Source organism: Longimicrobium sp., from assembly GCA_036389135.1.
Classification (GTDB): domain Bacteria; phylum Gemmatimonadota; class Gemmatimonadetes; order Longimicrobiales; family Longimicrobiaceae; genus Longimicrobium.
Genome location: DASVQP010000068.1, coordinates 32,849 through 56,296, shown reverse-complemented (window position 1 = coordinate 56,296; position 23,448 = coordinate 32,849). Strand labels below are relative to the sequence as shown.

The following is a 23,448-nucleotide window of genomic DNA, read 5'->3' as shown; positions in this document are numbered from 1 at the left end:
GCTCGGTCAGGGGTTGGTCGGCGCCGGAAGCCCCGGCGGCACCCGGGGCGCGTTCGGGTCCACCACGCGCCCGGGAAGCTCCGGAGTCGGGTCTACGATCGCCGGGCGCCGCGGCTGGGGCCGGGGGCGCGGCGCCGTGGCACGGGGCTGCGGGCGCACCGGAGCCGTGGGCGTCGCCGCGTCGGGCGAGACCGCCGGGCCGGTGGCGCGCGCGGAGTCGCGCTCGGCCGCGCTCAGCGTCACCCCCCACGCCGCCGCCAGGTCCTGATCGGTCGGCGCCTTGGTGGGCGCGCCCAGGATCAGCACGTGCGACATCTGCGCGGGGCTCACCAGGGGGCGGATGTAGTACACCCGCTGCCAGCCGCCCTCCGCGCGCCCCGCGCCCGCCACGCGGCCCACGGGAATTCCGCGCGGGTAGAGCCCGCCGTCGCCCGAGGTCACGATCAGCGACCCGTTGGGCGGCTGCGTGTGGAAGGCCACCGGCGTCAGCGCCAGCATCCGCTCGCCCTGCGGGCCGTTGGTGGGCTTGGCGATCCCGTACGTCTCGCCGTCCTGCGTCATCACGCTCAGCCCGAACTCGGGGTGCGTCCAGTCGATCCCCACGGCCGAGCGGTCGCCCAGCCGCCACACGCTACCCACCAGCCCCTCGGCGGTCACGATGGCCGCGGCGGTGCCGACCCCCTCGCGCCGCCCGGCGGAGAGCTGCAGCGTGCCGGTGGCGCCCACGCCGCGCCCGCGCGAAGCCTCGGCCGCCACGAAGGTGTAGCCCAGCCGCTCGCGAAAGCCCATCAGCGCCCGCAGCTCGCGGTTCTCCTGGGCCAGGTTGGCCTGCCCCACCAGGAACGCGGCCAGCGAGTCGCGCTCGGCGCGCAGCTCGCCCGCGTCGCCGAAGCGGCCGGCCCGGTCCGCCGCCCCGCCCTGCATGGCGATCACGGGGAAGAGCGCGGTGTTGCGCACCCCCGTCGCCAGCCCGGTGCGGTACGTGTCCGGCAGGTTGAACAGGAGGAGCGCAAGCACGGTGAACCCGGCGGCGATCCCCAGGTCCCGCTTGCGCCCGCGCTCGCCCGCGCCTTTGAGGTAGGGCCGAAAGGTGCTCACGTCGTCAACACTCCTCTGTACTTCTGCACGTCGTCCAGGATGCGCCCGGCGCCGCGCACCACGCAGGTGAGCGGCTCCTCGTCCACGTGGATCGGCAGGTTGGTCTCGCGCTGGATCAGCACGTCCAGCCCGCGGATCAGCGCCCCGCCCCCGGTCATCACGATGCCGCGGTCCACGATGTCGCTCGCCAGCTCCGGCGGGGTGATCTCAAGCGCACGGCGCACCGCTTCCACGATGGCCTGGATCGGCTCCTGGATGCACTCGCGGATCTCCTGCGAGTGCACGCGCACCGTCTTCGGGATGCCGGAGACGAGGTCGCGCCCCTTGACGTCCATCTCCCGCTCGTCGCCGGTGCTGAACGCGCTGCCGATCTGGATCTTGACCGCCTCGGCCGTGGCCTCGCCGATCATCAGGTTGTAGTTCTTGCGCAGAAAGGTGACGATGGCGTTGTCGATCTCGTCGCCGCCCACGCGGATGGAGGTGTCGCACACGATCCCGCTCAGCGCGATCACGGCGATCTCCGTCGTCCCGCCGCCGATGTCGATCACCATGTTCCCCGTGGGCGTCTCCACGGGAAGCCCCACGCCGATGGCGGCGGCCATGGGCTCGGCCACCATGTACACTTCCTTGGCCCCGGCCGCGTGCGCGCTGGACCGTACCGCGCGCCGCTCCAGCTCCGTGATCCCCGAGGGGACGCCCACCACCATGGTGGGCTTCAGCTTGAGGAAGCGCTTGGAGGTGACCGTCTCCAGGAAGTAGCGGAGCATGATCTCCGTCACGTCCACGTCGGCGATCACGCCGTCCTTTAGGGGGCGCACGGCGGTGATGCCTTCCGGGGTCCTCCCCAGCATGCGCTTGGCCTCCAGCCCGATCCCCTTGATCTTGTTGGTGGCCTTTTCCACGGCCACCACCGAGGGCTCATTGAGGACGATTCCCTCGCCTTTCACGTACACCAGCGTATTGGCGGTCCCCAGGTCGACGGCGATGTCGTTGACCGGGATGAAGTTTCCTTTTCTGAGCCAGCTGAAGACCATTGCTTCCCGAGGCTGTGCTCCCGGCGCGGCTCGCGCGCGGCGGGACGGACTGGGCAGGCGTAGCACCCTGTGAGCGGGTGGGTTAGGTGAACCCGAAGCTATGCCCCCACTTGACCGCACGCAACCCGGCGGAATCCAGGGTTCGCGCAGCGCGGGCGCTCAGATGCACGGGGCATGCCGGGGGGGAAACGGCGGGGAATGGGGAAGTGGGGAATGGGGAATGGGGCATGGGCACAACCGTAGGGGCGCGATTCATCGCCCCCGTGCCCGCCCCCTCACCGCCGCCCCCCTGCCGCGCTGAACCCTCACCCGCCCGTGGACCCGAACCCGCCCCTGCCGCGGTCGGTGGCGCTCAGCTCCGCCGCCTCCTCCACCGACGGCGTCTCGAAGCGCGCGAACACCAGCTGCGCGATCCGCGTCCCGCGCGGAATCGGCACCGGCTCCGAACCCGCGTTCCAGACGATCACCCGCAGCTCGCCACGGTAGTCCGGGTCGATGGTGGCGGGCGTGTTCGGCAGAGTGATCCCGTGCCGCAGCGCCAGTCCCGAGCGCGGCCGCACCTGGCACTCGATGTCCGGCGGCAGCTCGATCTCCAGCCCCGTCGCCACCAGCCTTCGCTCCCCCGCCGCCAGCACGAAGTCCGGCTCGGCGGAGGCCACGTCGTACCCCGCCGACCCCTGCGTCTGCCGAGCCGGGAGCGGAAGGTCGGGATTGGAGGGAAGCCTGCGAAAGCGTACGATCATGTTCGCATGTCAAGTAGGAAACTCAGAAGGTGCCTCGGCGCCTCTCCGCGTCTCTGCGCCTCCGCGTGAGACCAGAGCAAGCGCGGAACACGCACGAAGGCCCGCACCCCTGTGATGGAGTGCGGGCCCGCGTGCATCCGCCCGGCGAGCGTTACGCCAGGACGCTGTCCAGCGCCACCAGCGGCAGCCCGAACGCCTCGGCGACGCCCGGATACACCACCTGCCCGCCGACCACGTTCAGCCCCAGGGCGAGCGCGCGATCCTGCCGGCACGCCTCCTCCCACCCGAGGCGCGCCAGCCGCGCCGCGTACGGAAAGGTTGCGTTGGTCAGCGCGAGGGTGGAGGTGCGCGGCACCCCGCCCGGCATGTTGGCGACGCCGTAGTGGATCACGCCCTCGATCTCGTAGATCGGGTTCTCGTGCGTCGTGGGGCGGATCGTCTCCACGCACCCGCCCTGGTCCACCGCCACGTCCACGATCACGGAGCCCTTCTTCATCCGCTTCAGATCCTCTCGCAGCACCAGCTTGGGAGCCTTGGCGCCCGGCACCAGCACGGCGCCCACCAGCAGGTCGGCCGTCTCCAGCCGCTCCAGGATGTTGTGGCGGTTGGAGTAGATCATCTCCACGTTCGCCGGCATCACGTCCGAGAGGTAGCGCAGGCGGTCCAGCGACAGGTCCAGGATGGTGACGCGGGCGCCGAAGCCGGCCGCCATCTTCGCCGCGTTGATCCCCACCACGCCGCCGCCGATGATCACCACGTTGGCGGGCGCCACGCCCGGCACGCCGCCCAGCAGCATCCCGCGGCCGCCGTAGTACTTCTCCAGGTACTTGGCCCCCGCCTGGATCGCCATGCGGCCGGCGACCTCGCTCATGGGCGTGAGCAGCGGGAGCTCGCCGTTGGGGAGCTGCACCGTCTCGTACGCCACCGCCACCGCGTTGGAGTCGATCAGGGCGCGGGTGAGCACCTCGTCGGCCGCGAAGTGGAAGTAGGTGAAGAGGAGCTGGTTGGGCCGGATGCGCGGGTACTCCACCGCGATCGGCTCCTTGACCTTCATGATCATCTCGGCGCGGGCCCACACCTCTTCCACGTCGTGGATGGTGGCGCCGGCCGCCTCGTACTGTGCGTCTGAGAAACCGCTCCCCAGCCCGCCCCCGCGCTCCACCATAACGCGGTGGCCGGACTGCACGAGCGCCTCGGCCCCGGCGGGCACCAGGGCGATGCGGTTTTCGTTGGTCTTGATCTCTTTCGGAACCCCGATCAGCATGAGCGGTCTTCGCCTGATGGGAGGTGTATCGCAAGCGCCCGCGACAGCCGCGGGGCGGGCGGGCGCACAATATGGCACGCCCGCATCCGTTTGGCGAGCCTCCGCGCCCCTCAGCCAGAAACGTACCCCGGAACCGCAACAAGCCTCACACAGAGGACACAGAGGGGAACCGCAAGCCGCGGAGAACACCTTCTGCCGTTCTCTCCGTACCCTCTGTGTCTCTGTGTGAGGCTGCAGTTACGATATCTGACCAATGGAAAACGCCCGGGCACCGCAACGGTGCCCGGGCGCTCTCACGAGATCAACAGCGCGGCTCAGGCCGGCTGCGAATCGCCCTTCTGCGCCAGCTCGGCCAGCGCGGCCTTGCGCGACAGGCGCAGGCGGCCCTTCTCGTCGATCGAGAGGAGCTTCACCTGCACGGCGTCGCCCTTCTTGAGCGCGTCCTCCGTCTTGTCCAGGCGCCCGTCCTGGATCTCGGAGATGTGGAGCAGCCCCTCGGTACCCGGAAGGATCTCCACGAACGCCCCGAAGGCGGTGGTGTTCTTGACCACACCGTCGTAGATGCGGCCCACCTCGGCCTCCTCGGTCATCCCGGCGATCATCCGGCGCGCCATCTCGCCGGCCTCGCGCCCGACCGCGGCGATCGTCACCGTGCCGTCGTCGTCGATGTTGATCGACGCGCCGGTCGACTCCTGGATCGCGCGGATCGTCTTCCCCTTGGGCCCGATGATCTCGCCGATCTTGGCCACGGGGACCTTGATGGTGATGATCCGCGGCGCGTACGGCGACATCTCCGGGCGCGGCGCGGCGAGCGCCTTGTCCATCTCGTCCAGGATGTGCATCCGCCCCGTGTACGCCTTGCGCAGCGCCTCGCGCAGCAGGTCGGTGGAGAGGCCCTCCTCCAGCTTGATGTCCATCTGGATGGAGGTGACGCCCTCGCGCGTGCCGGCGACCTTGAAGTCCATGTCGCCCAGCGCGTCCTCGGAGCCCAGGATGTCGGTCAGGATGGCGACGCGGTCGCCCTCCTTGATCAACCCCATCGCCACGCCCGCCACGGCGGCGCGCATCGGCACGCCGGCATCCATCAGCGCCAGCGAGCCCGAGCACACCGACGCCATCGACGACGACCCGTTGCTCTCCAGGATGTCGCTCACGATGCGGATGGTGTACGGGAACTCCTCGTACGCCGGCAGCAGCGGCTCCAGCGCGCGCTCCGCCAGGTGCCCGTGCCCGATCTCGCGGCGGCTCGTGCCGCGCATGGGGCGCACCTCGCCGGTGGAGTACGGCGGGAAGTTGTAGTGCAGCATGAACGACTTCTTCTGCTGCGTGGGGAAGTCGATGGTGTCGTACGCCTGCTCGTCGTCCTGCGTGCCGAGCGTGGCGGTGCCCAGCGACTGCGTCTGCCCGCGGGTGAAGAGCGCCGAACCGTGCGCGCGCGGCAGGACGCCGGTCTCCACCGTGATCCCACGCACCTGGTCCGTGCTGCGCCCGTCGGAGCGCACGCCCTCGGCCAGGATCATCTCGCGCATGGTGCGCTTCTCCAGGTCCTTGAACACCGAGCCGATGTCCTTCTCGCCCTCCGGGAACTCCTCGGCCAGCGCGGCCAGCGTCTCGGTGCGGGCGGTGCTCAGCGCGTCGGCGCGCCCGTGCTTGTCCGCGATGCGCAGCGCCTGCGACACGCGGTCGGCCGCCAGCGACTCCACGCGGGCGCGGATCTCGGCCGAAGCGGCCTTGGGCGTCCACGACATCGTCGCCGGCTTGTCGATCATCGCCACCACCTCGCGCTGGATCGCGATCAGCTCGCGGATCCCGGCGTGCGCCGCCACCAGCGCGTCGGCGATCTCGTCCTCGCTCACCTCGTTTGCGCCGCCCTCCACCATGGTGATGGCGCTCTCGGTGCCGGCCACGATCACGTCCAGCGTGCTGTAGCCGAGCTGCTCAAAGGTCGGGTTCAGCACCCAGTGCCCCTGGATCCGCCCGATGCGCACCGCCGCCACCGGCTCCGCGAACGGAATGCGGGAAAGCGCCAGCGCCATCGACGCGCCGGTCACCGCCAGCACGTCGGCGTCGTTCTGCTGGTCCGCCGAGACCACCGTCACGAAGATCTGCACCTCGTTCGCGAACCCTTCCGGAAAGAGGGGACGCAGCGGCCGGTCGGTCAGACGGGCGGCCAGGATCTCCTTGTCCGAAGGGCGCCCCTCGCGCTTGATGAACCCGCCGGGGAACTTCCCCGCGGCGTAGGTGCGCTCGCGGTACTCCACGGTGAGGGGGAAGAACGGGAGGTGGGTGGGGTTGTCCTGCGCCGTCGCCGCGCACAGCACCATCGTCTCGCCGAACTGCAGGGTGCACGAGCCATCGGCCTGGCGGGCCATCCGGCCCGTCTCGATGATCAGCGGGCGCCCCGCGAACTGTCTTTCCAGCTTTGCCATTTTCTCTTTCCGTTCTGCAGGATTGCCGGGGGAGGCCGCGAGCGGCACCGTGCTCCCCCGTGCACACGGCCCGCGAATCGCCTTGTTTTTCCGCTTCTTGTTGCTATCCACGCGACAAGGCCGCACGGGGACTTCCCCGTGCGGCCTCGCGGTGGCTCATGCGTGCTTCGTACACCCTCCGCGGACGGCCGGGCACGGCACGCCGAAGCGCGCCGCCGCCATCCCGCGAAGCTGCCGCCGGCCGGCCAATCTCAGTGGCGCAGCCCGAGGTCCGCGATCAGCGCGCGGTACCCTTCCAGGTCGTTGCGCTTGAGGTAGTCCAGCAGGCTGCGGCGCTGGCCGACCATCTTGAGGAGGCCACGGCGGCTGTGGTGATCCTTTTTGTGCTCGCGGAAGTGACCGGTCAGGTGGTTGATGCGCGACGTGAGCAGCGCAACCTGCACCTTGGTGGAGCCACGGTCGTTCTCGTGGAGCTGGTACTTCTTGATGATGTCTTCGCGCTCGAGCGTCTCGGCCACGATCGGAACCTCCAGAGGAGTTGATACTGATCAGGAAGTAGCCGACCCTTCGATGCTTCTTGTTCGGAAACGTCGCTGGATCAACTTGCAAGCCGTGGAATTTAGCGGGTTCGGCCGTTTTGCACAACTCCGTCCCGTGGTGCGCCGGCATGGAGTCGCCTACCGGGAAGAACCTTGACATACAACAAGCGCTGCTTATCGTGAACCCGGCACCAGCGGGATTCCCTGCTGCAAGCCCCCTTCAGCGCCCCCGCTTCTCCCGCGCCGCTCACTATGTGTCAGAGCTTTCGCCTCGTGACAGCCACTCTGGTATCGGCACTCACCGCGTCCGCCAACGCGGCCAGCGCGCAGGAGTCGCTTCCGCCGCGCCGGGCGAGCCAGTTCGAGCTCGCGGCACAGGCAGGCGCGGCGTATACCACTCCCTGGTTTTCAACCTCTGAGGGAGGTGGATCGGTGGGGCCCGGCGTAACCGCGGGTGCGCATGCCACCTTATGGTTCAGCCCCAGAGTCGGGGCACGGGCCAGCGCTTCGTACGCGGCCGGCTCCGTGGAGAGACCGAACGGCCCTCCGACGGGTCTAAACGGGTCGTTCCGCACCCACATGGCGCTGTACGATGCCGGGGTGGTGCTCCGTCCCTTTCTTCCCAGCAGCGCCCCCCCATCCATCGCCTCTACCTACCTGTACCTCGGCGCAGGCGGCCTCACGGTTTCCAGGGGCACGGAGGTGACCTGCATCGAAGGACCCGGGGGCCCAAGCAGTGTATGCTTTGCGAATGATGCGGGCAGCGCCACCGTCGGACAGGGCGTCGTCGCGCTGGGCATCGAGTTGCTCCCATTGAGCGACCGGCTCACCCTTTTCGCGGAAGCCGCTCTGCACGCGTACGATTCGCCCGCTCACATCACCACGCCGTCGTTCACCACGGCGAGCTCACGTGATCAATACGACGCCACGGCGGGGCCGAGCGATCGCGCCCTTCGCGCGTACAATACGCCCGCTCACACTGCCGCGGCGGGCCCGAGCGATCGCTACGCGGCCACGGGAAGCCTGACCCTGGGCGCAAAGCTTCTAGTGGGTGATCTACCTCCACCGCCCCCCGCCATTCCTCCACCCGTTCCCCCAAGCCCGCCGACCGCTTCGATGCCGAGATCGGGTGGATCCGTGGAAGTGACTACGACTGCCCCGGGTGCGGACGTGTACCTGGTTTTGCAGCCGATCGGCGGGCTGTCCAACTCGGCGCTCTGCGCGCTGAGGCCGATCCTGGCGCCGGGTAGGCCCTATCTTGGGCGGACGACTTCGGGGAACCCGGTCCGGGGGCGCGGGAATGCCACCTCCTACGTGCTCGTCGTGCGCCAGTACGGCCGCGTATACCAGCGGCTCGTACGTCCATCGAACAACAGCAACACCGTGGTCCGCCTGAACATGATGCAGGCTGGCACCCCGCTTTCTTGCGGTGGGGCATGAGCGAGGATACCTCGCAGGCGGCCGAGAAGGAAGGCGCGGTCGGAATCGCGAACGGGGCCAAGTTGCTGCTGATCGCGATTTCGGCCCTCGTGCAGTTCATTCCCGGCTATAACGTGCTTGCGGAGCAACAGTGGTATCCTGTCGGAGCTGAATCCTTTCCGTTGATCGCCAAAATAGCTGGATCGGGGATCGCCATACTCATTCTGGTGGCAAGCCCCCGTATCGCGGCATTCGACGTGTCCAGGGTCGCGGAGTTCTGCGCGCTGTGCCTTCTAGGCAGCCTCGCGATTCTGGCACTCTACCGAAACTTCCTCGACAGCCGGTCGGTCAACTACGAGTTCGGGGAAGATCACGCGCAGTACCGCATCGTGATTCCGATCGGAACCTCACGGTGGGTCGGACCGGAGCTCCTCCGTGAACTTCAGCAACTCAATGACCCACCCCCTCGCACGTCGGCGGGTGTCCGTCCACACCATTTCAAATCGTTCCTCGAATACAGGGGAGCGCCTGGCGCAGAGAGATTCCCGCAGGGTTGGAACCGCGCCACCACCGCCATGCTGGGCACGGGGTACACGGCCGGCGTGGCTCTCCTGGTCCTGGGATTTACCACTGCGGCCGTGCGTCTCGGAACCGGAACGTTCGGCCGCAGGTCCAAAAAGGGCGCAGCCACGGACGAGACCGTCGGAGCGGATGAAGCCGTAGGAGCGGGCACCAATCTAGGGGTCCGTGAGGGGGGCGAAACTCGGGCGGATGAAGAGCCGGCCACCGGGCCACCCCGGGCCGAGCCCGAGCGGGCGCCGGTTGCGACGGCAGAGCGGCCGGAGCGAACCGAAAATGGTGTGGTGGAACTGCCCGGTCTGAGATCTACGAAGGCGGATCGCGCCAACACGGCCGTCGAGTTCCGCGTAGAGATCGGTGCTAGGTGCGCGGCTGTGGCTGCCTTCGCCATCGCGGCCTGGCTCATAGGGCAGCGTCGTCGAGGCGGCACGGTGCGCCGGCCGGGCATCCCCTGAACGGCTGCATTACGTGCGGAACACCGGAAGCTCGACGATCAACATCGCTCTCGTCTCCGCGTGGGAGGTGGAACAACTCAGGCTGCGCTCTCGCCCCTATGTTTCGTTCGTGCCTCCACGCCTTCGAGCCATTCCCGGGCGGTGATCAGATGCTGCTCGATCGTGGCAAGCGCATCCCTGTCCGCACGAAATTCTACCCGCATTCCCTCAAGCTCATCGATCCAGGCACGGATACGCATCGCGGAGGAGTAGGGAGTGACCGGGGTGTCGATCAGCAGCATCGTTCAGATCTCCAGGTATGCGAAGCCGAGCGGCCCCGACAGCACGCGAACCACGCCGTGATGGGTGCGACGCTGTGCGTATACCCGCTAGGCGTCGAGCATTCCTGAACCTGGGCTACGCGGCGTTTCCACTCTCGAGCGAAGCCTGCTGCTCACCTCTGGCCAGCCACCCTCGTGTCCTCACGAGGTACTGCTCGATGCGCACCAGGTCGAAAGGCTCTGCGTCCTGGTCCTCGCGCGCCAGTTCAAGCTCAGCGATCCAGGCTCGGATCTTCGAAGGCTGCGAGTAGGAAGCCACTGGAACGTCGATGATCATCATCGCTTAGCCCCTGGATTAGGTGAGTTGGAACCGCGGCAAGTTAGGCCGCGCTTCCACTCTCGGTGCCGAGACTCGACTGTGCTTCGTCGAGCCAACCCTGCGCCATCACGAGATACTCCCCGATGAGCCAGAGATCGTAAGGCTCTGCGTGAGGACTCTTACGCATCGCCTCGAGTTCGGTTATCCACTCCTGGATCTTCCCCGGCGGTGAATACGGCGCCACTGGAAGCTCGACGATGATCATTGCTCAGATCTCCTGATAAGCAAACCGGAAGTGCGATGACATCTTGCGTGCCACGCTGTGCGTCTGCCCAATCCATGCCTCCGGTTCGGAGAGCAAGCCTGCTTCCGCGAAACGGCGGAATCGCGCGCGTGCCTGGCTCATCGATCTCCAGAACGCCGCATGCAGCTCCGCACGTCCCGCAGACTCTTGAGCATACCCGAACCGGCGCGTGCCCGCCATCGCCGTCATACGGTAAGCCCGCTCCGGGCCGTAAGCATACACCACTCTCACGCCATGCCTCAGCAGCATCCAGATGTCCGCCTCAGAGAAGGAATCACTCCTCGGATGATTGTGCACGAACACGTTGCCCCGAAGCAAGCCCGCTTTGCCCAATGGGACCGTAACTCGATTTGGCTCTTCCAGGCGGCTACGCACATAGTACAACGCCTTCCCTGCGGCGCTGTAGATAACCCCGTGTTCGACCGGCTCGTGGCGGATGAGCTCTCCCGCGCCTTCACCGAGACGCCTTGGAAGTCGTTCAGGCTGAGCTTTCGTGTTCCGATCCGAGCCTCCGTGCGCCGCGTTCGTGCTGGGCAATGGAGGATCTCACCGCTGCCTCCGGTCGACTGAAGGATGAGGAGGTCGGCGCGGACGGTCAACCGTTAAGGCCCGAGAAGAGCGAAGACGGCCAGACGCTGAGATCGGCTGTTCGACAGGTGTCCCGAAGGTGTGGGTCCGGCGCTCGGTAGAGGTAAAGGTGCTGCATCCGCGACTCTCAGATGATGCAAGCAGCACCTATGGTGGTCAAGCTTTCCGGCGGTCGCCGAGCGAACACCGCCACGCGCGGCATCGCTCGTCCGACGTGTGTCGTGGAACGGGCGGCCCGCAGGGGACTACGTGAAACCCAGGATCTCGCGGCCGCGCTGCTCGTCGGCGTGCATGGCGTGGATGAGGGCGTCGGCGGAGGTGAAGGGGAGGATGTCGCGGATGCGCTCGACGAACTCCACGCGGACGCGGTCGCCGTAGATGTCGCCGCTCCAGTCCATGAGCCAGAGCTCGACGCTGGGGGCGAAGCCCGCAAAGGTGGGGCGCGGGCCCAGGTGCAGGAGCCCGGGGAGCCGCTCGCCGCGCACCCAGCCGTGGACCGCGTAGATCCCCTCGCGCGGAAGCATCTTCTCCGGATCGCCGACCTGGATGTTGGCGGTGGGGAAGCCCAGCTCCCTCCCCTTGCGCTCGCCGCGCACCACGACGCCGTCGACGGTGTAGGAGCGGCCCAGGAGCCGGTTGGCCGCGCCGACGTCGCCGTCGCCGAGGAGGCGGCGGATGCGGGAGGAGGAGATCGGCTCGCCGTCCACCTCCACGGCTGTGACGACGTCCACCTCGAAGCCCATCTCCTGGCCGATCTGGCGCAGGGTGCCGACGCTCCCCTCGCGGTCGCGGCCGAAGCCGTGGTCGTAGCCGATCACCAGCTCGCGCATCCCCACGCGCCGCACGAGGATCTCCTCGACGAAGCGGCGCGCGGAGTAGCGCTGGAGGGTGCGGGTGAAGGGGACGAAGACGACGTACTCCAGCCCGCTCTGCGCCAGGATGTCGCGCTTCTCCGTGACCGTGGTCAGCAGCGGTGGCGCGTGCTCCGGGCGGACGATGCGCAGCGGGTGCGGATGAAAGGTCACCAGGATGCTGCGCCCGCCCACCCGCTCGGCCCGCCGCCCGATCTCTTCCAGCACCTCGCGATGGCCGCGATGCACGCCGTCGAAGGTGCCCACGGTCACCACGGCCGGACGCCCGTCGCGGGGCAGCGCGGGCGGGAGCGCGGGGTCGATGGCGAACTCCCGCGGCTCGTCGCGGTGCGTGGGGGTCACCCTGCCACCTCCGCGGGGAAGACCTTGCGCGGCTTGATGGCGTCTCCCGCGCGCTCACCGATGGCCAGGAGGCGGCCGTCCGCGCCGGCGAGGGCGAGCGGCACTCCCTGCGGCGCGTCGGGGGGGGCGGGGATGGCACGGCCGAAGCCGAGCGCCGCTTCCCCGGCCGCATCCACCGCCACGCGCGGGAGGCCGGCGAGGGCGTCCAGCGGGGTGAGCATGGCGGCGCGGACGCGATCCTCGTCCGCCAGCGCGTCCAGCGGGACGGCGTGCTCGATGCCGTGCGCGCCCACGCGGGTGCGGCGCAGCGCGCGTAGGTGGGCGCCCGTGCCCAGCGCCTCGCCTGCGTCGCGGGCGATGGCGCGGATGTAGGTGCCGCTCCCGCACACCACCTCGAAATCCACTTCGGGAAGCTCCACGCGCGTCACCCTGATCTCGTGGATGGTGACGGTGACCGGCTTGCGCTCCACCTCGCCGCCGCGGCGCGCGACGGCGTACATGCGCTCGCCATCCACCTTTTTCGCGGAGTAAGTAGGGGGAAGCTGCTGGATCGTCCCCACCTGGCGCAGGAGCGCGGCCTCGACTTTGTCGTACGTCAGGTCGCGCCACGACGCGCTCCCGCCGACGACCTCGCCGGTGAGGTCATCGGTGTCGGTGGTCTCGCCCAGGCGCAGGGTGGCGGCGTAGGCCTTGGGGAGGCCGGTCAGGTACTCGGCGAGGCGCGTGGCCTGGCCGACGCACACCAGCAGGAGGCCGGACGCAAAGGGGTCCAGCGTCCCGGTGTGCCCCACCTGGCGCGTGCGCAGGGCGCGGCGCACGTGGGCCACCGCATCGTGCGACGTGGGACCGACGGGCTTGTCGACGGGAAGGACGCCGGTCAACAACGGGGGAATGGGGAATGGGGAATGGGGAACGGGGGGCTCCGGCGGAGAGCCCCCCGTGCGCGTGAGGCGCGGGTCACGCGTCGTCCTCTTCCTTGGGAGCCAGCGAGCTGTCCGGCGGCGTCTCGGTGAGACGGTCGAAGGGGAGCGCCTCGCGCAGGAGCTGCTCGATCCGCTGCGCCTCCTCCAGCACCCGGTCCTGCTCGAAGTGCAGCTCGGGAATGCGGCGCATGTGCAGCCGCTGCCCCAGCGCCTTGCGGATGAAGGGCGCCGCGCTGCGCAGGCCGGCCAGCAGCTCCTTGCGCTCCTCGTCGGTCCCCAGCGCCGTGAAGTACACCTTGGCGTGGTCCAGCTCGGGCGAGGTCTGCACGGCCGTGATGGTGGCCAGCGACACCCGCGGGTCGCGCACGGCGTCGCGCACCAGCAGAGAGATCTCTTCCCTGAGCTGCTCGTTGATTCGGTCGGTTCGCTTGAAGCGCGGCATGTACAGATGGGGAATGGGGAAGTGGGGAATCGGGAATGGGGAACGGCAAAAGCCAACGCGGGTGGTCGTTAGCAGTTACCATTCCCCATTCCCCATTCCCCATTCCCGTCAGTAGTACGTCGTATACGAATCCACGATCCTGGCCCGCCCGTCCATCTCCACCATCGTGTCGCACGAGGAGAGGACCTGCTGGGCATGCTTCCGGTCGGCCGAGACCACGCAGACGGCGATCTCGGCGCGCTGATGCAGGTCGTGGTGCCCCGTCTCGGCGGCGGACACGTTGAAACGATGGTGGAGGCGGTCCTTGAGGCTCTTCACCACCTGGCGCTTGTCCTTGAGGGACTGGCACCCGGCGATGTGGAGCTCCCACACGACCACCCCCACCGTCACGGCTCAGCTCAGGTGGCGCGGGCGGCTTCCTCGGCGGCGGCACCGGCCAGCGTGCGCGCAACCTCCTCCACCCGGTAGCACTCCAGCACGTCGCCGATCTTGATGTCGTTGAAGTTGGACACGTTCAGGCCGCACTCGAAGCCCTCGCGGACCTCGCGCGCATCGTCCTTGAACCGTTTCAGCGACCCCAGCTCGCCCTCGTAGATCTGCACCGCGTCGCGGATCACGCGGATGCGGCCACGGCGCTCCAGCACGCCGCGGGTGACCATGCAGCCGGCCACCGTCCCCACGCGCGGCACCTTGAAGAGCTGGCGCACCTCGGCCGTGCCCAGCAGCACCTCGCGCTGCTCGGGCGACAGGAGGCCCTCCATCGCCAGCTTCACCTCGTCCACCACCTCGTAGATGATGTTGTAGAGGCGGATGTCCACGTCCTCCCGCTCGGCCACCTGGCGGGCCTCGCCGGTGGGGCGCACGTGGAAGCCCACGACGATGGCGCTGGAGGTGGACGCCAGCAGCACGTCCGACTCGTTGATGGCGCCCACGCCGCGGTGGATCACCTGCACCTGCACCTCGCTGGTGGAGAGCTGCTCCAGCGAGTCGGAGAGCGCCTGCACCGAGCCGTCCACGTCGCCCTTGATGACCAGGTTGAGCGTCACGCGCTCGCCCTTGGCCAGCATCTTCGACAGGTCCGTCAGCTTCACGCCGCGGCTGCGGATGCGCATCCTCTTCTCGCGCTCCAGCCGCTGGCGGGTCTGCGCGATCTCGGCGGCGCGGTCCTGGTCCATCGACACCATCTGGTCGCCGGCGTTGGGGACGCCGGGAAGGCCGAGGATCTGCACCGGGATCGCGGGTCCGGCCGCCGCCACCGGGTGCTGGCGCTCGTCCAGCATCGCGCGGATGCGGCCGTTGTACAGGCCGCACACCACGTGGTCGCCCACGCGCAGGGTGCCGTTGGTGACGAGCACCGTGGCGACCGGCCCCTTGCCGATGTCGAGCTGCGCCTCGATGACGACGCCCGCGGCCTCGCGCGCCGGGTTGGCGCGCAGGTCCAGCAGGTCGCTCTGCAGGAGGACCTTCTCCAGCAGGTCTTCCACCCCCAGCCCGCGCTTCGCCGACACCTCGGCCGACATCACGTCGCCGCCGAAGTCTTCCAGCACGATGCCGTGCTGGAGGAGGTCCTGCTTGACGCGCTGCGGGTTGGCGTCCGGCAGGTCCACCTTGTTGACCGCCACCACGATCGGCACGCCGGCGTTCCTGGCGTGCGAGATCGCTTCGATGGTCTGCGGCATCACCGAGTCGTCGGCCGCCACCACCAGGATGACCACGTCGGTCACCTCGGCGCCGCGGGCGCGCATCGCGGTGAAGGCCGCGTGGCCCGGGGTGTCCAGGAAGGAGATGGCGCGCCCGTCCTGGAGCTGCACGTGGTACGCGCCGATGTGCTGCGTGATGCCGCCGGACTCGCCCGCGATGACGTTGGTCTTGCGGATGTAGTCCAGGAGCGACGTCTTGCCGTGGTCCACGTGGCCCATGACGGTGACCACCGGCGGCCGCGCGCGCAGCGTGCTCTCGGCGTCCGGCTCGGCGTCTTCCTCGCCGTGGTCCGCGGCGTACTCCTCCTCGCGGATGGCGCTGAAGCCGAACTCGTCCAGCAGCAGCTCGATCTGGTCGAAGTCGAGCCGCTGGTTGATGGTGACCATCATCCCGAGGTTCTTGAACGCCGAGCCGATGATGTGGCTCGCCGGCACGTCGATCAGCTCGGCCAGCTCCGCCACCGTCAGGAACTCGTTGACGCGGACGGTGGTGGCCTCCTCGGTGCGCTGGCGCTGCAGCTCTTCCTCGCGACGCTCGTGCTGCGTGGGGCCCAGGTCGCGACGGCCCCGGCCCTTCTTGCGCCGGTCGCCGCCGCCGTCCATGGCGGCCATGGTCTTCCGGAAGTTGGCGTCCACCGCCCCCTGGTCGACCGAGCCCTTCCCCTTCTTCCCCTTCTTCTTGTCCTTTTTGCCCGTGCTGCTCACGCCGGCGTTGGCGCCGGCGCCGGGAACGTTGCGCCCCGAGCCGTCACCGCCGGCGCGCGGCGGGCCGAACGAGCCGGTGCGGGCCGAAGGCGGCGCACCGCCCGTGCGGCTCGGCATCGGCGGAGCGCCGGCGCGCGCCGGACGCGGCACGAAGTCGTTGGGACGCGCCGGACGCGGAGTCTCCGCGGCGCCGCGCGTGTCCGCCGGGGGACGGCGCTCGCCGCCCTGCCCCGGACGCCCGCCGGGCGCCTGCGGGCGCACCGAGGGGGGCGGGGTGGGACGCGGCGGGGCGGCCGGTCCCGACGATGCCGCGGGACGCAGCGGCTCGCGCGGGGGCCGGTTCTCCTGGCGCGGCGCGCCTTCCGGGCGCGCATCGGGGCGCAGCGTACGCTGCGACGGCGGGCGCGCCGAGATGGGGGCGGCGCGCGGGGGCACGTCCTCCGCCGCCGGCTGCGGCGGCGAGGCGGGGGCGTTGGCCACCGTCTCCTCCACGGGCGCGGCGGCGCCGGGGGCGGCCTCCAGCGTCTCGCCGGGCTCGGCGGCCGGCACGACGGACGAGTCCACCACCACGGTCACGCCGGTGGGGGGCGCGCCGCCGGTGGTCACCAGGGCGGCGCCACGCTCGGCGGCGGCTTCGGCGGCCTCGGCCATGATCGCCTCGGCGGCGTCGGCCACCGGGTCGGCGGTCGAGTCGGAGGCGTTCTCGGGAGCTTCCTCGGTCTCTTCGCGCTTGCGGCGGCGGCGCTTGGGGGCGCCGGCGACGTCGCCGATGGCGGCTTCCAGCGCCTCGCCCACGTCCTTGTGGCCCAGGCGCCGCTCACGCTCGATCAGCGTGCGGAGCCGGGCGACGTGCTCGTCGGCCAGATCCGACATGTGGCTGCGGATGGGGACGTCCATCTCCCGGAGGAGGTGCACCAGGGACTCAGCGGGAACGCTCAGTTCCTTGGCGACTTCGAACACACGCATCTGTTCTGTTCTCTCCGTTCCTCAGCCCTGCGGTGATGAAAGCGCGGCGGCCAGCACGGCCGCGCGCTTCGCGAAGCTATCGTTCGTGATTCCAACAGCGGAAACCGGGCCCCGCCCGATGGCGGAGCCCAGCGCCTCCCGCGAAAGACATACGTGGAAAGGTACTCCGCGCGCCTGCAGAAGGGGAAGAACCTTCTGCGCCTGCGTCCGCGACGCGTCTCCCGCCAGGATGACGCAGCGCACCTCGCCCTCGCGCACGGCCTTGCGCGTCATGTCCGTGCCGTGCACCAGGCCCCGTGCGCGGGCGGCAAGGCCCAGCAGGTCGGCCAGCGCCTTCTCCGGCGGCTGGGTGGGACGAGGGAGGGCTTGCGTCACGCGTTGTTCATTCCGGTACCGGCAAATTCTCGGCGTCGTCGGCGGGTGTCAACCCCTCCGGAGCGTCGCCGGTGTCTTCTTCCGTCATCGACTCGATGATCTCCACCAGCCGGTCCGCCTCGGCGGGGCCGATGGCGGGGATGCGCAGCAGGTCTTCGCGCTCCATGTCGATGATGTCGAAGAAGGTGTTGTACCCCGCCGCCTCCAGCGCCGCCAGCGTGGCCGGAGCCAGCTCGGCGAGGTCGCGCAGCGAGAAGTCGGTGCTCTCGTAGTCCCCGTCGCCGCCGCCGCCGCCGAACAGCGCCTGCTCAGCCCCGCGCTCCAGCCACTCGCGCGATCCGAACAGGTCCAGCTGCCAGCCGATGAGCTGCGACGCGAGCCGCACGTTCTGCCCGTTGCGGCCGATGGCCAGCGAGAGCTGGTCCTCGTCCACGATGGCCGTCATGGTGCGCGTCTCGTAGTTCGAGAGCACCTTGGCGACGCGGGCCGGCGCAAGGGAGCGCTTGGCGTAGATCTCCGGGTCCGGGTGCCAGGGGACGATGTCGATGCGCTCGCCGCCCAGCTCCTGCACCACCGCGCGGACGCGGCTTCCTTTGAGCCCCACGCACGCGCCCACCGGATCGATCGACTCGTCGCGCGACGACACGGCCACCTTGGTGCGCCCGCCCACTTCACGCGCGCTGCCCTTGATCTCCACGATCCCCTGCTGGATCTCGGGCACTTCGAGCTTGAAGAGCGCGGCCACGAAGAGCGGGTCGGCGCGGGAAAGGATCAGCCGCGGCCCCTTGGGCGTCTCCTCCACCTTTTTGAGCACGGCGCGGATCGTCTCGCCCTGGCGGAACCGCTCGCGCGGGTTCTGCTCCTTCCAGGGGATGATGGCGTCGGCGTCGCGGGCGCGGTTGAGGAGGATGACCAGCTTGCCGCGCTCCACCTGCTGGATCTCGCCGGAGAGGAGCTCGCCCACGCGGTGCTCGTACTCGTCGCGGATCTTCTGGCGCTCGCCCTCGCGGACGCGCTGGAGGATGCGCTGCTTGGCCGCCATCACGGCGTTGCGGCCGAACTGCGCGAACTCCACCGGCACCTCCATGATGTCGCCGACCTCGAACTCCGGGTCGTCCCAGCGGGCTTCTTCCAGGGAGATCTGGCGCGAGGGGTCTTCCACCTCGGCCGTGACCTCCTTGAGGACGGTGATGTCGATGCGGCCGGTGGCCTCGTCGACGTTGATCTCCGCCTCCACGTTGGGGCCGTAGCGCTTGGCCAGCGCGGCGAGGATGCCGTCCTTGATCAGCTCGTGCAGCTCGTCGCGGGAAATCGCCTTGTTGGCGGTCATCTCGCGGAAAGCCGCGAGCACCTGCGTCGCGTTGTTCATCTCCGTCTATTCCTCAGGATTGGTCCGGCTTGCGGGGCGCGCCTTGCGCTCCCACCGGTAGACCAGGTTCGCCCGGTCGATCTCGCTCAGCGGGATCTCCACTTCTTCGCCGTCCGGCAGCCGCAGCGCCACCTGCTCGCTCCCCGGCTCGCCGCGCACGCCGCCCAGTGTTCCCTCCAGCCGCTTCGCCCGCCCGGCGAGGGGCACCTTGCCGCGCAGCGCCACGTCCTGCCCGGCGAAGCGCGTGTAGTCGCGCAGCCTCACCAGCGGCCGCTCCACCCCGGGCGACGACACCTCCAGCACGTACCGGTCGGAGAGATCCTCGCGGGCGTCGAGCAGGGGCTCCAGCGCGCGCGACACCGTGGCGCAGTCCGCCAGCGAAACGCCCGTCTCACCCACGCCCGGCACCGAGTCCGGCCGGTCGATGTAGAGGCGCAGGATGGGGCGCACGGCGTTGCCGGCCTGCTCCAGCTCCACGACCTCCAGCCCCATGGCCTCTACCTGCCGCGCGATCTCGTCGGCGAGGGAGGTTCCCGGCATCCGCGCCTCCGTCCATCCCGGTGGATGGCAATAAAAAAAGCGGGGCAGCCGCTCCCCACTTCGACAGACGGTCCGCCCGGGGGCGTCCGTCAAACCATCGAACGTGAAAGAATACAGGAGAATGCAGGCGGCGTCAAGGTTGGACCGCTGGGGAATGGGGAATCGGGAATGGGGAATGGGCGGCGCGTCAGCGATACTCCATGTGGTGCCGGCGGTTCAGCTCGGCGAACTCGGCGGCGGTGGGTGCGGGCCGCGTGTCGCCCGGGGCGCGGCCGATCCCGCGGAAGTAGTCGCCCGTCGCGGGGTCGGCGAAGATCGCCAGGAAGGTGGCCGGCTCGCTCCCCGTGTTGCGGACGCCGATCCAGGTGTTCGGCGGGATGAACACCGTGGCCCCCGCCCGCGCCTCCTGCACCCGGTCCCCCAGCGTGATCGTGACCGTTCCCTGGTGGATGAAGAGGATCTCCTCGTCGTGCAGGTGGCGATGCACCGGCACGCCCGTGCCCGGCGGCAGCACCTCGCTCAGCATGAACAGGTGCCTGGAGCCCGCCACCTTGGGATCGACCTTGATGAGCGTCGGCGACCGGCGCTGCCCCAGGTGATAGAGCTCCCCCTGGTCCGCCGCCAGGATCACCCCGCCCCCCGGCGGACTGGGAGCCGGCGGGGTGGCGCGGGTGCAGGCGGCGCTGGCCGCGAGGACGGCTGCCCAGCCGAGGATGGAACAGCGCATCGGGGTTCTCCGGTGTTCGCGGCTCGGGGTGGGACCCTGTCTGGAATAGGTGACAGGGGCCGGCAGGCGAAAGCAAGAGCCCAGCCGCTCGGGGGGCTCCTCCGCGCAGCTTCCATTTCCGTGAACGGACTAGTATATCGCCACGGGGTCGTGATCCGAGAGCGTCGGGACGGCCGCGGTGGCGGCGGTGTCCGTGTGGCTCTGCATGGCCACCCCCGCGGCCCACACCACGTGGCACCAGTCGTCCGCGCTCGAAGCAACGGACGGATTCCCGTAGATGGTGCTTATCCCTGCGGCCCTGACGTTCAGGTCGCCCGCGATGGCCACGGTGGCGGGAAACGCTCCGTGCCGCCACTGGGCATGCACCGCGTCCCACGTCTGTATCCCCAGGTACATCGACAGCAACTGGTTGGCCGCGATGGCAAGTGTGCCGCCCGAGCCATACGCCTGGGGGATGGTGTCGTCGAGCCCGACGGTGGAGAGCGCACCCGCGCTTCCCTGCGGCGCGTGCCAGAAGTAAATTTTGAACCCGTTGCTGTCTATCACGTGCGGCCGCCTGTGCCCCAGCAGGTTCACCCGCCTTTGGATCTCGTTGATGATGTCCTGCTTCGACTCGCGGAACGTGCGCGCCTGGCGAAGCCACGCCGGCCGGCTGGAGGCGTACGAGTTCGCCGCCCCCTGGTTGCGCACCGACTTGCGGATCGGCCCTCCGCTTCCTCCGGCAGGCACGATGGGGGCGTTGCCGCCGTACTTGGCCATGTCGATGAATCGCTCCAGCGGGCGCATCGCCCACCTGGCGATTTCCGTGTTCGTTTCGAAAGAAACGTCCAAGGCGGCCGGGATCGCGTTCCCCACCGGGGAGGTGATCTCCGAGTTCCTCAGTTGGCTCACCCCTCCATTGGCGGCGATCCGCGTCATGCCCAGGAGGGTGGCGCAGGCGGCGAAGTAGGGTTCTGCGAACCTGGTAAGATCCAGCCCCTTTCCGCCTGACTCCGGCACCACCGAAGAATTCGGATGGTGGCTGCCAGTCCCTGACTCCACGAAGATCGCCCAGTCGAGCGTGTTGTAGGGCACAGTTCCCGCGGCCCAGTTGGTGATCCACACGTGCTGGTTCTGCGCGTCACCACGGGTGTTCCAAACGAGGATGGGGGGCATCGTGATTCACCCGTTGGGGGAGAGACTCCATCGGAGAGACGCGGGAGGCTGGCACTAGGAATTACGGCCTACGCCGCGCGCCGCTCACCCCTCCGCCGATGCATCATAGTACCGCCGCATCTCCGCCGCCACGCCGTCCAGGTCCGGAAAGAGCCGGCGCTCGTCGACGGTGACCAGGTCCAGCTGGTCGCGCAGGTGGTTGATGCGCTCCGCGGGGATCACGAAGCGGGTGAGCGCGTGCAGGATGCCGTTCGAGCGCAGGATCTCGTCGAACGAGCGGGTCTTGTCCGTGGAGATGGTGAAGGCGGCGGCCTGCACCACGATGCGATTGTCGATGGCGGGCGGGTCCAGCATGCACACCAGCTCCACCGGGCCGCCCTCGGACTCGCCGAACAGCTTCCAGAGCGAGTCCACGCCCTTTTCGCGCAACAGGCCGTCCAGATCCTGCACCAGGAAGGCGATCTGCGGCAGGCCGAAGTGCTCGTGGAGCTTCCCCCAATCCAGCCGCCAGATCACGCGGTCGGCGCGCGGGTCGCCGCCGAGGGTGGCGAAGTGCGCGGCCACCAGCGGCGAGTAGGTCCAGTCCAGCAGGCGCGTGGGAAGGCCGTGGTGCTGCGCGGTCACCAGCAGCTCCCACTCGTTGGCGGGCAGCTGCTGCAGATGCGGACGCGAGTAGCGGATGAAGTTGCGGAGGATGTGCTCCTCCAGGTGCTGCTTGCCGTGAGGCGGGTTGGTGCCGCCCAGCCGGTCCAGGCTGGTGAGCAATGCCCAGTCCGCGCGCTTGGAGCCGCGGAACACGGAGGCCGCGCGCAGGCGCCCGCTGGCCGGATCGTACTCGGTGGGCGTGGTGCGGTCCACCAGCTCGCCCAGCGTTTCCACGCGGATCTCTTCGATCCCTTCGAAGCTCCTGCGCTGCATCCGTCTCTCCCCGTGGCGGTTGGTGCACGCGGGGGTACGGAAGAACCGTTCCGGCGCCTACCTCAGCCCCAGCACCCCCATCTGCCGCCCCGGCGACCCGCCGCGGTGCGAGAAGAAGTCATCGTCGCCGCACAGCGTGCAGTGCGAGGACACGGAGACGTGCTCCGGCAGGAGCCCCGCGCCCACGGCGCGCGCGGCGATGGCGGCGCGCAGGTCGATGGGCGTTTTCCCCGCGGGCGGCTCGCGGCCGGGGTGGACGCCGGCGTGCACCTCCGGCCCCACCTCGTAGCACGCGCCGCAGATAGAGGGCCCGCAGTGCAGCCAGAGCCGCCCGGGCGGGCTCTGCCAGCTCTCCACCAGCCGGTGGGTGGCGCGCTCTACGATCCCCGCCGCCGTCCCGCGCCACCCGGAGTGCACGAGCGCGACGGCGCGCACCTCCGGATCGACGATAAACACCGGAACGCAGTCCGCCACGCTGACGGTCAGCAGGAGCTGCGCGCGGTCGGTGACGTGGCCGTCGAAGCGGTCCATCACCACGATCCCCGGCGCGCCGCGCTCGCGGTGGATCCAGATGTCCGCCGCGTGCACCTGGCGCGCATGGGCTACGGTCTCCATCCCGGTCCCCGCGGCCAGCGCGCGCCAGCGGCCCAGCACCGCGCCGACCGGCTGCTCGCCGGAGAGGCCCAGGTCGAACGGCTCGTCCCCGTCGCCGCGGCCGGTGGTGCCCTGCACGAGAAAGGGGAAGCGCTCCGCCCACTCGGGGTGCACCCACAGCGGCACGTCGCCCGCCGCGCGCACCTCGGCGACGGTGCGCGCGGCGACGGGGTCGGCAACGCTCATGGCATCCGCTGCTCGAGCGGACCCTCGCCGCCCGGCCGGTCGCCGCCGGTGGGAGGCGAGAGGAGCGTCGGCGCGCCGCCGCCGTCCAGCCTGCGCCGCAGCTCCGCGACCTCGGCGCGCAGCTCGTCGAACTCCTTGCGCGATACGAAATCGAGCCGCTCGCGCACGTCGCCCACGGCACCATGCGCACGGGTGAGTGCGTCGGTGAGCGCCTGCTTTGCGCGCTCGGGCTTGAGGTCGCCGCGGTCGACGGTTTCCTGGATGGTCTCCTCGATTGCTTCCTTGAAGGCCGTCAGGACCCCGATCCCCGTGCGGATACCCTCGCCGATCCCTGCCGGGCGCTTGCGCTGTTCGTCTGTCATGTTGGTCTTCCAGGTGATGAGGTGGCGGGTTGCTCTCCGTCCGAGAACGGTGCGGTGTGGGGGTGGGTTTCGCGGGGGGCCCTCACCCCGCTCGTCCCTCGCTGCCCCTCTCCCAAACTGCTGGGAGAGGGGCGTTCCGCATGCATCCGCGCGGGTTGTGCGGGATGTTGCGGGGGCGGGC

The 23,448-nt window shown here is 69.5% G+C and carries 25 protein-coding genes; 2 read left to right on the top strand and 23 right to left on the bottom strand.

All coding sequences use genetic code 11. The annotated features are described in order from the left end of the window. Positions 1–6: 6 nt before the first annotated feature. The 6 genes from mreC to rpsO all read right to left on the bottom strand — a co-directional run bounded on the left by mreC (position 7) and on the right by rpsO (position 7,086). Entirely contained in the window at positions 7–1,098 is a 1,092-nt protein-coding gene (gene mreC / locus VF584_16355; GenBank protein ID HEX8211748.1) for a rod shape-determining protein MreC, read from the bottom strand. Beyond that, the gene (locus VF584_16350) at positions 1,095–2,132 is read right to left on the bottom strand and encodes a rod shape-determining protein (protein HEX8211747.1); all 1,038 of its coding nucleotides are present in this window, start codon (positions 2,130–2,132) and stop codon (positions 1,095–1,097) included. Before VF584_16350 ends, mreC begins: the two co-directional genes overlap by 4 nt. 305 nt (positions 2,133–2,437) lie before the next feature. Next, the gene (dut, locus tag VF584_16345; GenBank protein HEX8211746.1) at positions 2,438–2,875 is read right to left on the bottom strand and encodes a dUTP diphosphatase; all 438 of its coding nucleotides are present in this window, start codon (positions 2,873–2,875) and stop codon (positions 2,438–2,440) included. 151 nt (positions 2,876–3,026) lie between these two features. After that, on the bottom strand, positions 3,027–4,139 hold the full coding sequence (gene ald / locus VF584_16340; protein HEX8211745.1) for an alanine dehydrogenase: 1,113 nt from the start codon (positions 4,137–4,139) through the stop codon (positions 3,027–3,029). A gap of 314 nt (positions 4,140–4,453) precedes the next feature. After that, the gene (locus tag VF584_16335) at positions 4,454–6,568 is read right to left on the bottom strand and encodes a polyribonucleotide nucleotidyltransferase (protein HEX8211744.1); all 2,115 of its coding nucleotides are present in this window, start codon (positions 6,566–6,568) and stop codon (positions 4,454–4,456) included. A gap of 251 nt (positions 6,569–6,819) precedes the next feature. Further along, positions 6,820–7,086 (bottom strand): 30S ribosomal protein S15, encoded by a 267-nt coding sequence (gene rpsO / locus VF584_16330; GenBank protein ID HEX8211743.1) that lies wholly within the window; start codon positions 7,084–7,086, stop codon positions 6,820–6,822. 1,164 nt (positions 7,087–8,250) lie between these two features. Between rpsO and VF584_16325 the strand changes: the two genes are divergently transcribed. Further along, entirely contained in the window at positions 8,251–8,547 is a 297-nt protein-coding gene (locus tag VF584_16325; GenBank protein HEX8211742.1) for a hypothetical protein, read from the top strand. Next, the gene (locus tag VF584_16320) at positions 8,544–9,560 is read left to right on the top strand and encodes a hypothetical protein (GenBank protein ID HEX8211741.1); all 1,017 of its coding nucleotides are present in this window, start codon (positions 8,544–8,546) and stop codon (positions 9,558–9,560) included. The genes VF584_16325 and VF584_16320 overlap by 4 nt, the downstream gene beginning before the upstream one ends. Before the next feature lie 77 nt (positions 9,561–9,637). On the opposite strand, the gene VF584_16315 is transcribed toward VF584_16320, so the two are convergent. The 17 genes from VF584_16315 to VF584_16235 all read right to left on the bottom strand — a co-directional run bounded on the left by VF584_16315 (position 9,638) and on the right by VF584_16235 (position 23,267). Then, a complete protein-coding gene (locus tag VF584_16315; GenBank protein HEX8211740.1) occupies positions 9,638–9,841 on the bottom strand; it encodes a hypothetical protein in 204 nt (67 codons plus the stop codon). A gap of 115 nt (positions 9,842–9,956) precedes the next feature. Continuing rightward, positions 9,957–10,160 (bottom strand): hypothetical protein, encoded by a 204-nt coding sequence (locus tag VF584_16310; protein HEX8211739.1) that lies wholly within the window; start codon positions 10,158–10,160, stop codon positions 9,957–9,959. Between the two features lie 40 nt (positions 10,161–10,200). Next, positions 10,201–10,404 carry a hypothetical protein gene (locus VF584_16305; GenBank protein HEX8211738.1) on the bottom strand — a complete coding sequence of 68 codons (204 nt, stop codon included), beginning with the start codon at positions 10,402–10,404 and terminating at the stop codon, positions 10,201–10,203. Positions 10,405–10,407: 3 nt separating this feature from the next. Further along, positions 10,408–10,692 carry a hypothetical protein gene (locus tag VF584_16300; GenBank protein ID HEX8211737.1) on the bottom strand — a complete coding sequence of 95 codons (285 nt, stop codon included), beginning with the start codon at positions 10,690–10,692 and terminating at the stop codon, positions 10,408–10,410. A 584-nt stretch (positions 10,693–11,276) separates the two neighbouring features. After that, a complete protein-coding gene (locus VF584_16295; GenBank protein HEX8211736.1) occupies positions 11,277–12,245 on the bottom strand; it encodes a bifunctional riboflavin kinase/FAD synthetase in 969 nt (322 codons plus the stop codon). Next, positions 12,242–13,126 (bottom strand): tRNA pseudouridine(55) synthase TruB, encoded by an 885-nt coding sequence (truB, locus tag VF584_16290; protein ID HEX8211735.1) that lies wholly within the window; start codon positions 13,124–13,126, stop codon positions 12,242–12,244. Before truB ends, VF584_16295 begins: the two co-directional genes overlap by 4 nt. Positions 13,127–13,202: 76 nt before the next feature. After that, positions 13,203–13,610, bottom strand: coding sequence for a 30S ribosome-binding factor RbfA (gene rbfA, locus VF584_16285; protein HEX8211734.1), 408 nt, complete (start codon positions 13,608–13,610; stop codon positions 13,203–13,205). A gap of 108 nt (positions 13,611–13,718) precedes the next feature. After that, on the bottom strand, positions 13,719–14,000 hold the full coding sequence (locus tag VF584_16280; protein HEX8211733.1) for a DUF503 domain-containing protein: 282 nt from the start codon (positions 13,998–14,000) through the stop codon (positions 13,719–13,721). Between the two features lie 8 nt (positions 14,001–14,008). Next, positions 14,009–16,981 carry a translation initiation factor IF-2 gene (infB, locus tag VF584_16275; protein ID HEX8211732.1) on the bottom strand — a complete coding sequence of 991 codons (2,973 nt, stop codon included), beginning with the start codon at positions 16,979–16,981 and terminating at the stop codon, positions 14,009–14,011. A gap of 21 nt (positions 16,982–17,002) precedes the next feature. Continuing rightward, complete coding sequence (locus tag VF584_16270) at positions 17,003–17,356, bottom strand: ribosomal L7Ae/L30e/S12e/Gadd45 family protein (protein HEX8211731.1); 354 nt, start codon at positions 17,354–17,356, stop codon at positions 17,003–17,005. A gap of 7 nt (positions 17,357–17,363) precedes the next feature. Continuing rightward, positions 17,364–18,725 (bottom strand): transcription termination factor NusA, encoded by a 1,362-nt coding sequence (nusA, locus tag VF584_16265; GenBank protein ID HEX8211730.1) that lies wholly within the window; start codon positions 18,723–18,725, stop codon positions 17,364–17,366. A gap of 6 nt (positions 18,726–18,731) precedes the next feature. After that, complete coding sequence (rimP, locus tag VF584_16260; GenBank protein HEX8211729.1) at positions 18,732–19,265, bottom strand: ribosome maturation factor RimP; 534 nt, start codon at positions 19,263–19,265, stop codon at positions 18,732–18,734. Between the two features lie 187 nt (positions 19,266–19,452). Next, positions 19,453–19,992, bottom strand: coding sequence for a cupin domain-containing protein (locus tag VF584_16255; GenBank protein HEX8211728.1), 540 nt, complete (start codon positions 19,990–19,992; stop codon positions 19,453–19,455). Positions 19,993–20,121: 129 nt separating this feature from the next. Continuing rightward, on the bottom strand, positions 20,122–21,147 hold the full coding sequence (locus tag VF584_16250; GenBank protein ID HEX8211727.1) for a hypothetical protein: 1,026 nt from the start codon (positions 21,145–21,147) through the stop codon (positions 20,122–20,124). Between the two features lie 84 nt (positions 21,148–21,231). Then, complete coding sequence (locus VF584_16245) at positions 21,232–22,065, bottom strand: FRG domain-containing protein (GenBank protein ID HEX8211726.1); 834 nt, start codon at positions 22,063–22,065, stop codon at positions 21,232–21,234. A gap of 57 nt (positions 22,066–22,122) precedes the next feature. Beyond that, the gene (locus tag VF584_16240) at positions 22,123–22,905 is read right to left on the bottom strand and encodes a polyphenol oxidase family protein (GenBank protein ID HEX8211725.1); all 783 of its coding nucleotides are present in this window, start codon (positions 22,903–22,905) and stop codon (positions 22,123–22,125) included. Further along, positions 22,902–23,267: a hypothetical protein gene (locus VF584_16235; protein HEX8211724.1), complete on the bottom strand. Its 366-nt coding sequence runs from the start codon at positions 23,265–23,267 to the stop codon at positions 22,902–22,904. The genes VF584_16240 and VF584_16235 overlap by 4 nt, the downstream gene beginning before the upstream one ends. Between the last annotated feature and the right edge of the window lie 181 nt (positions 23,268–23,448).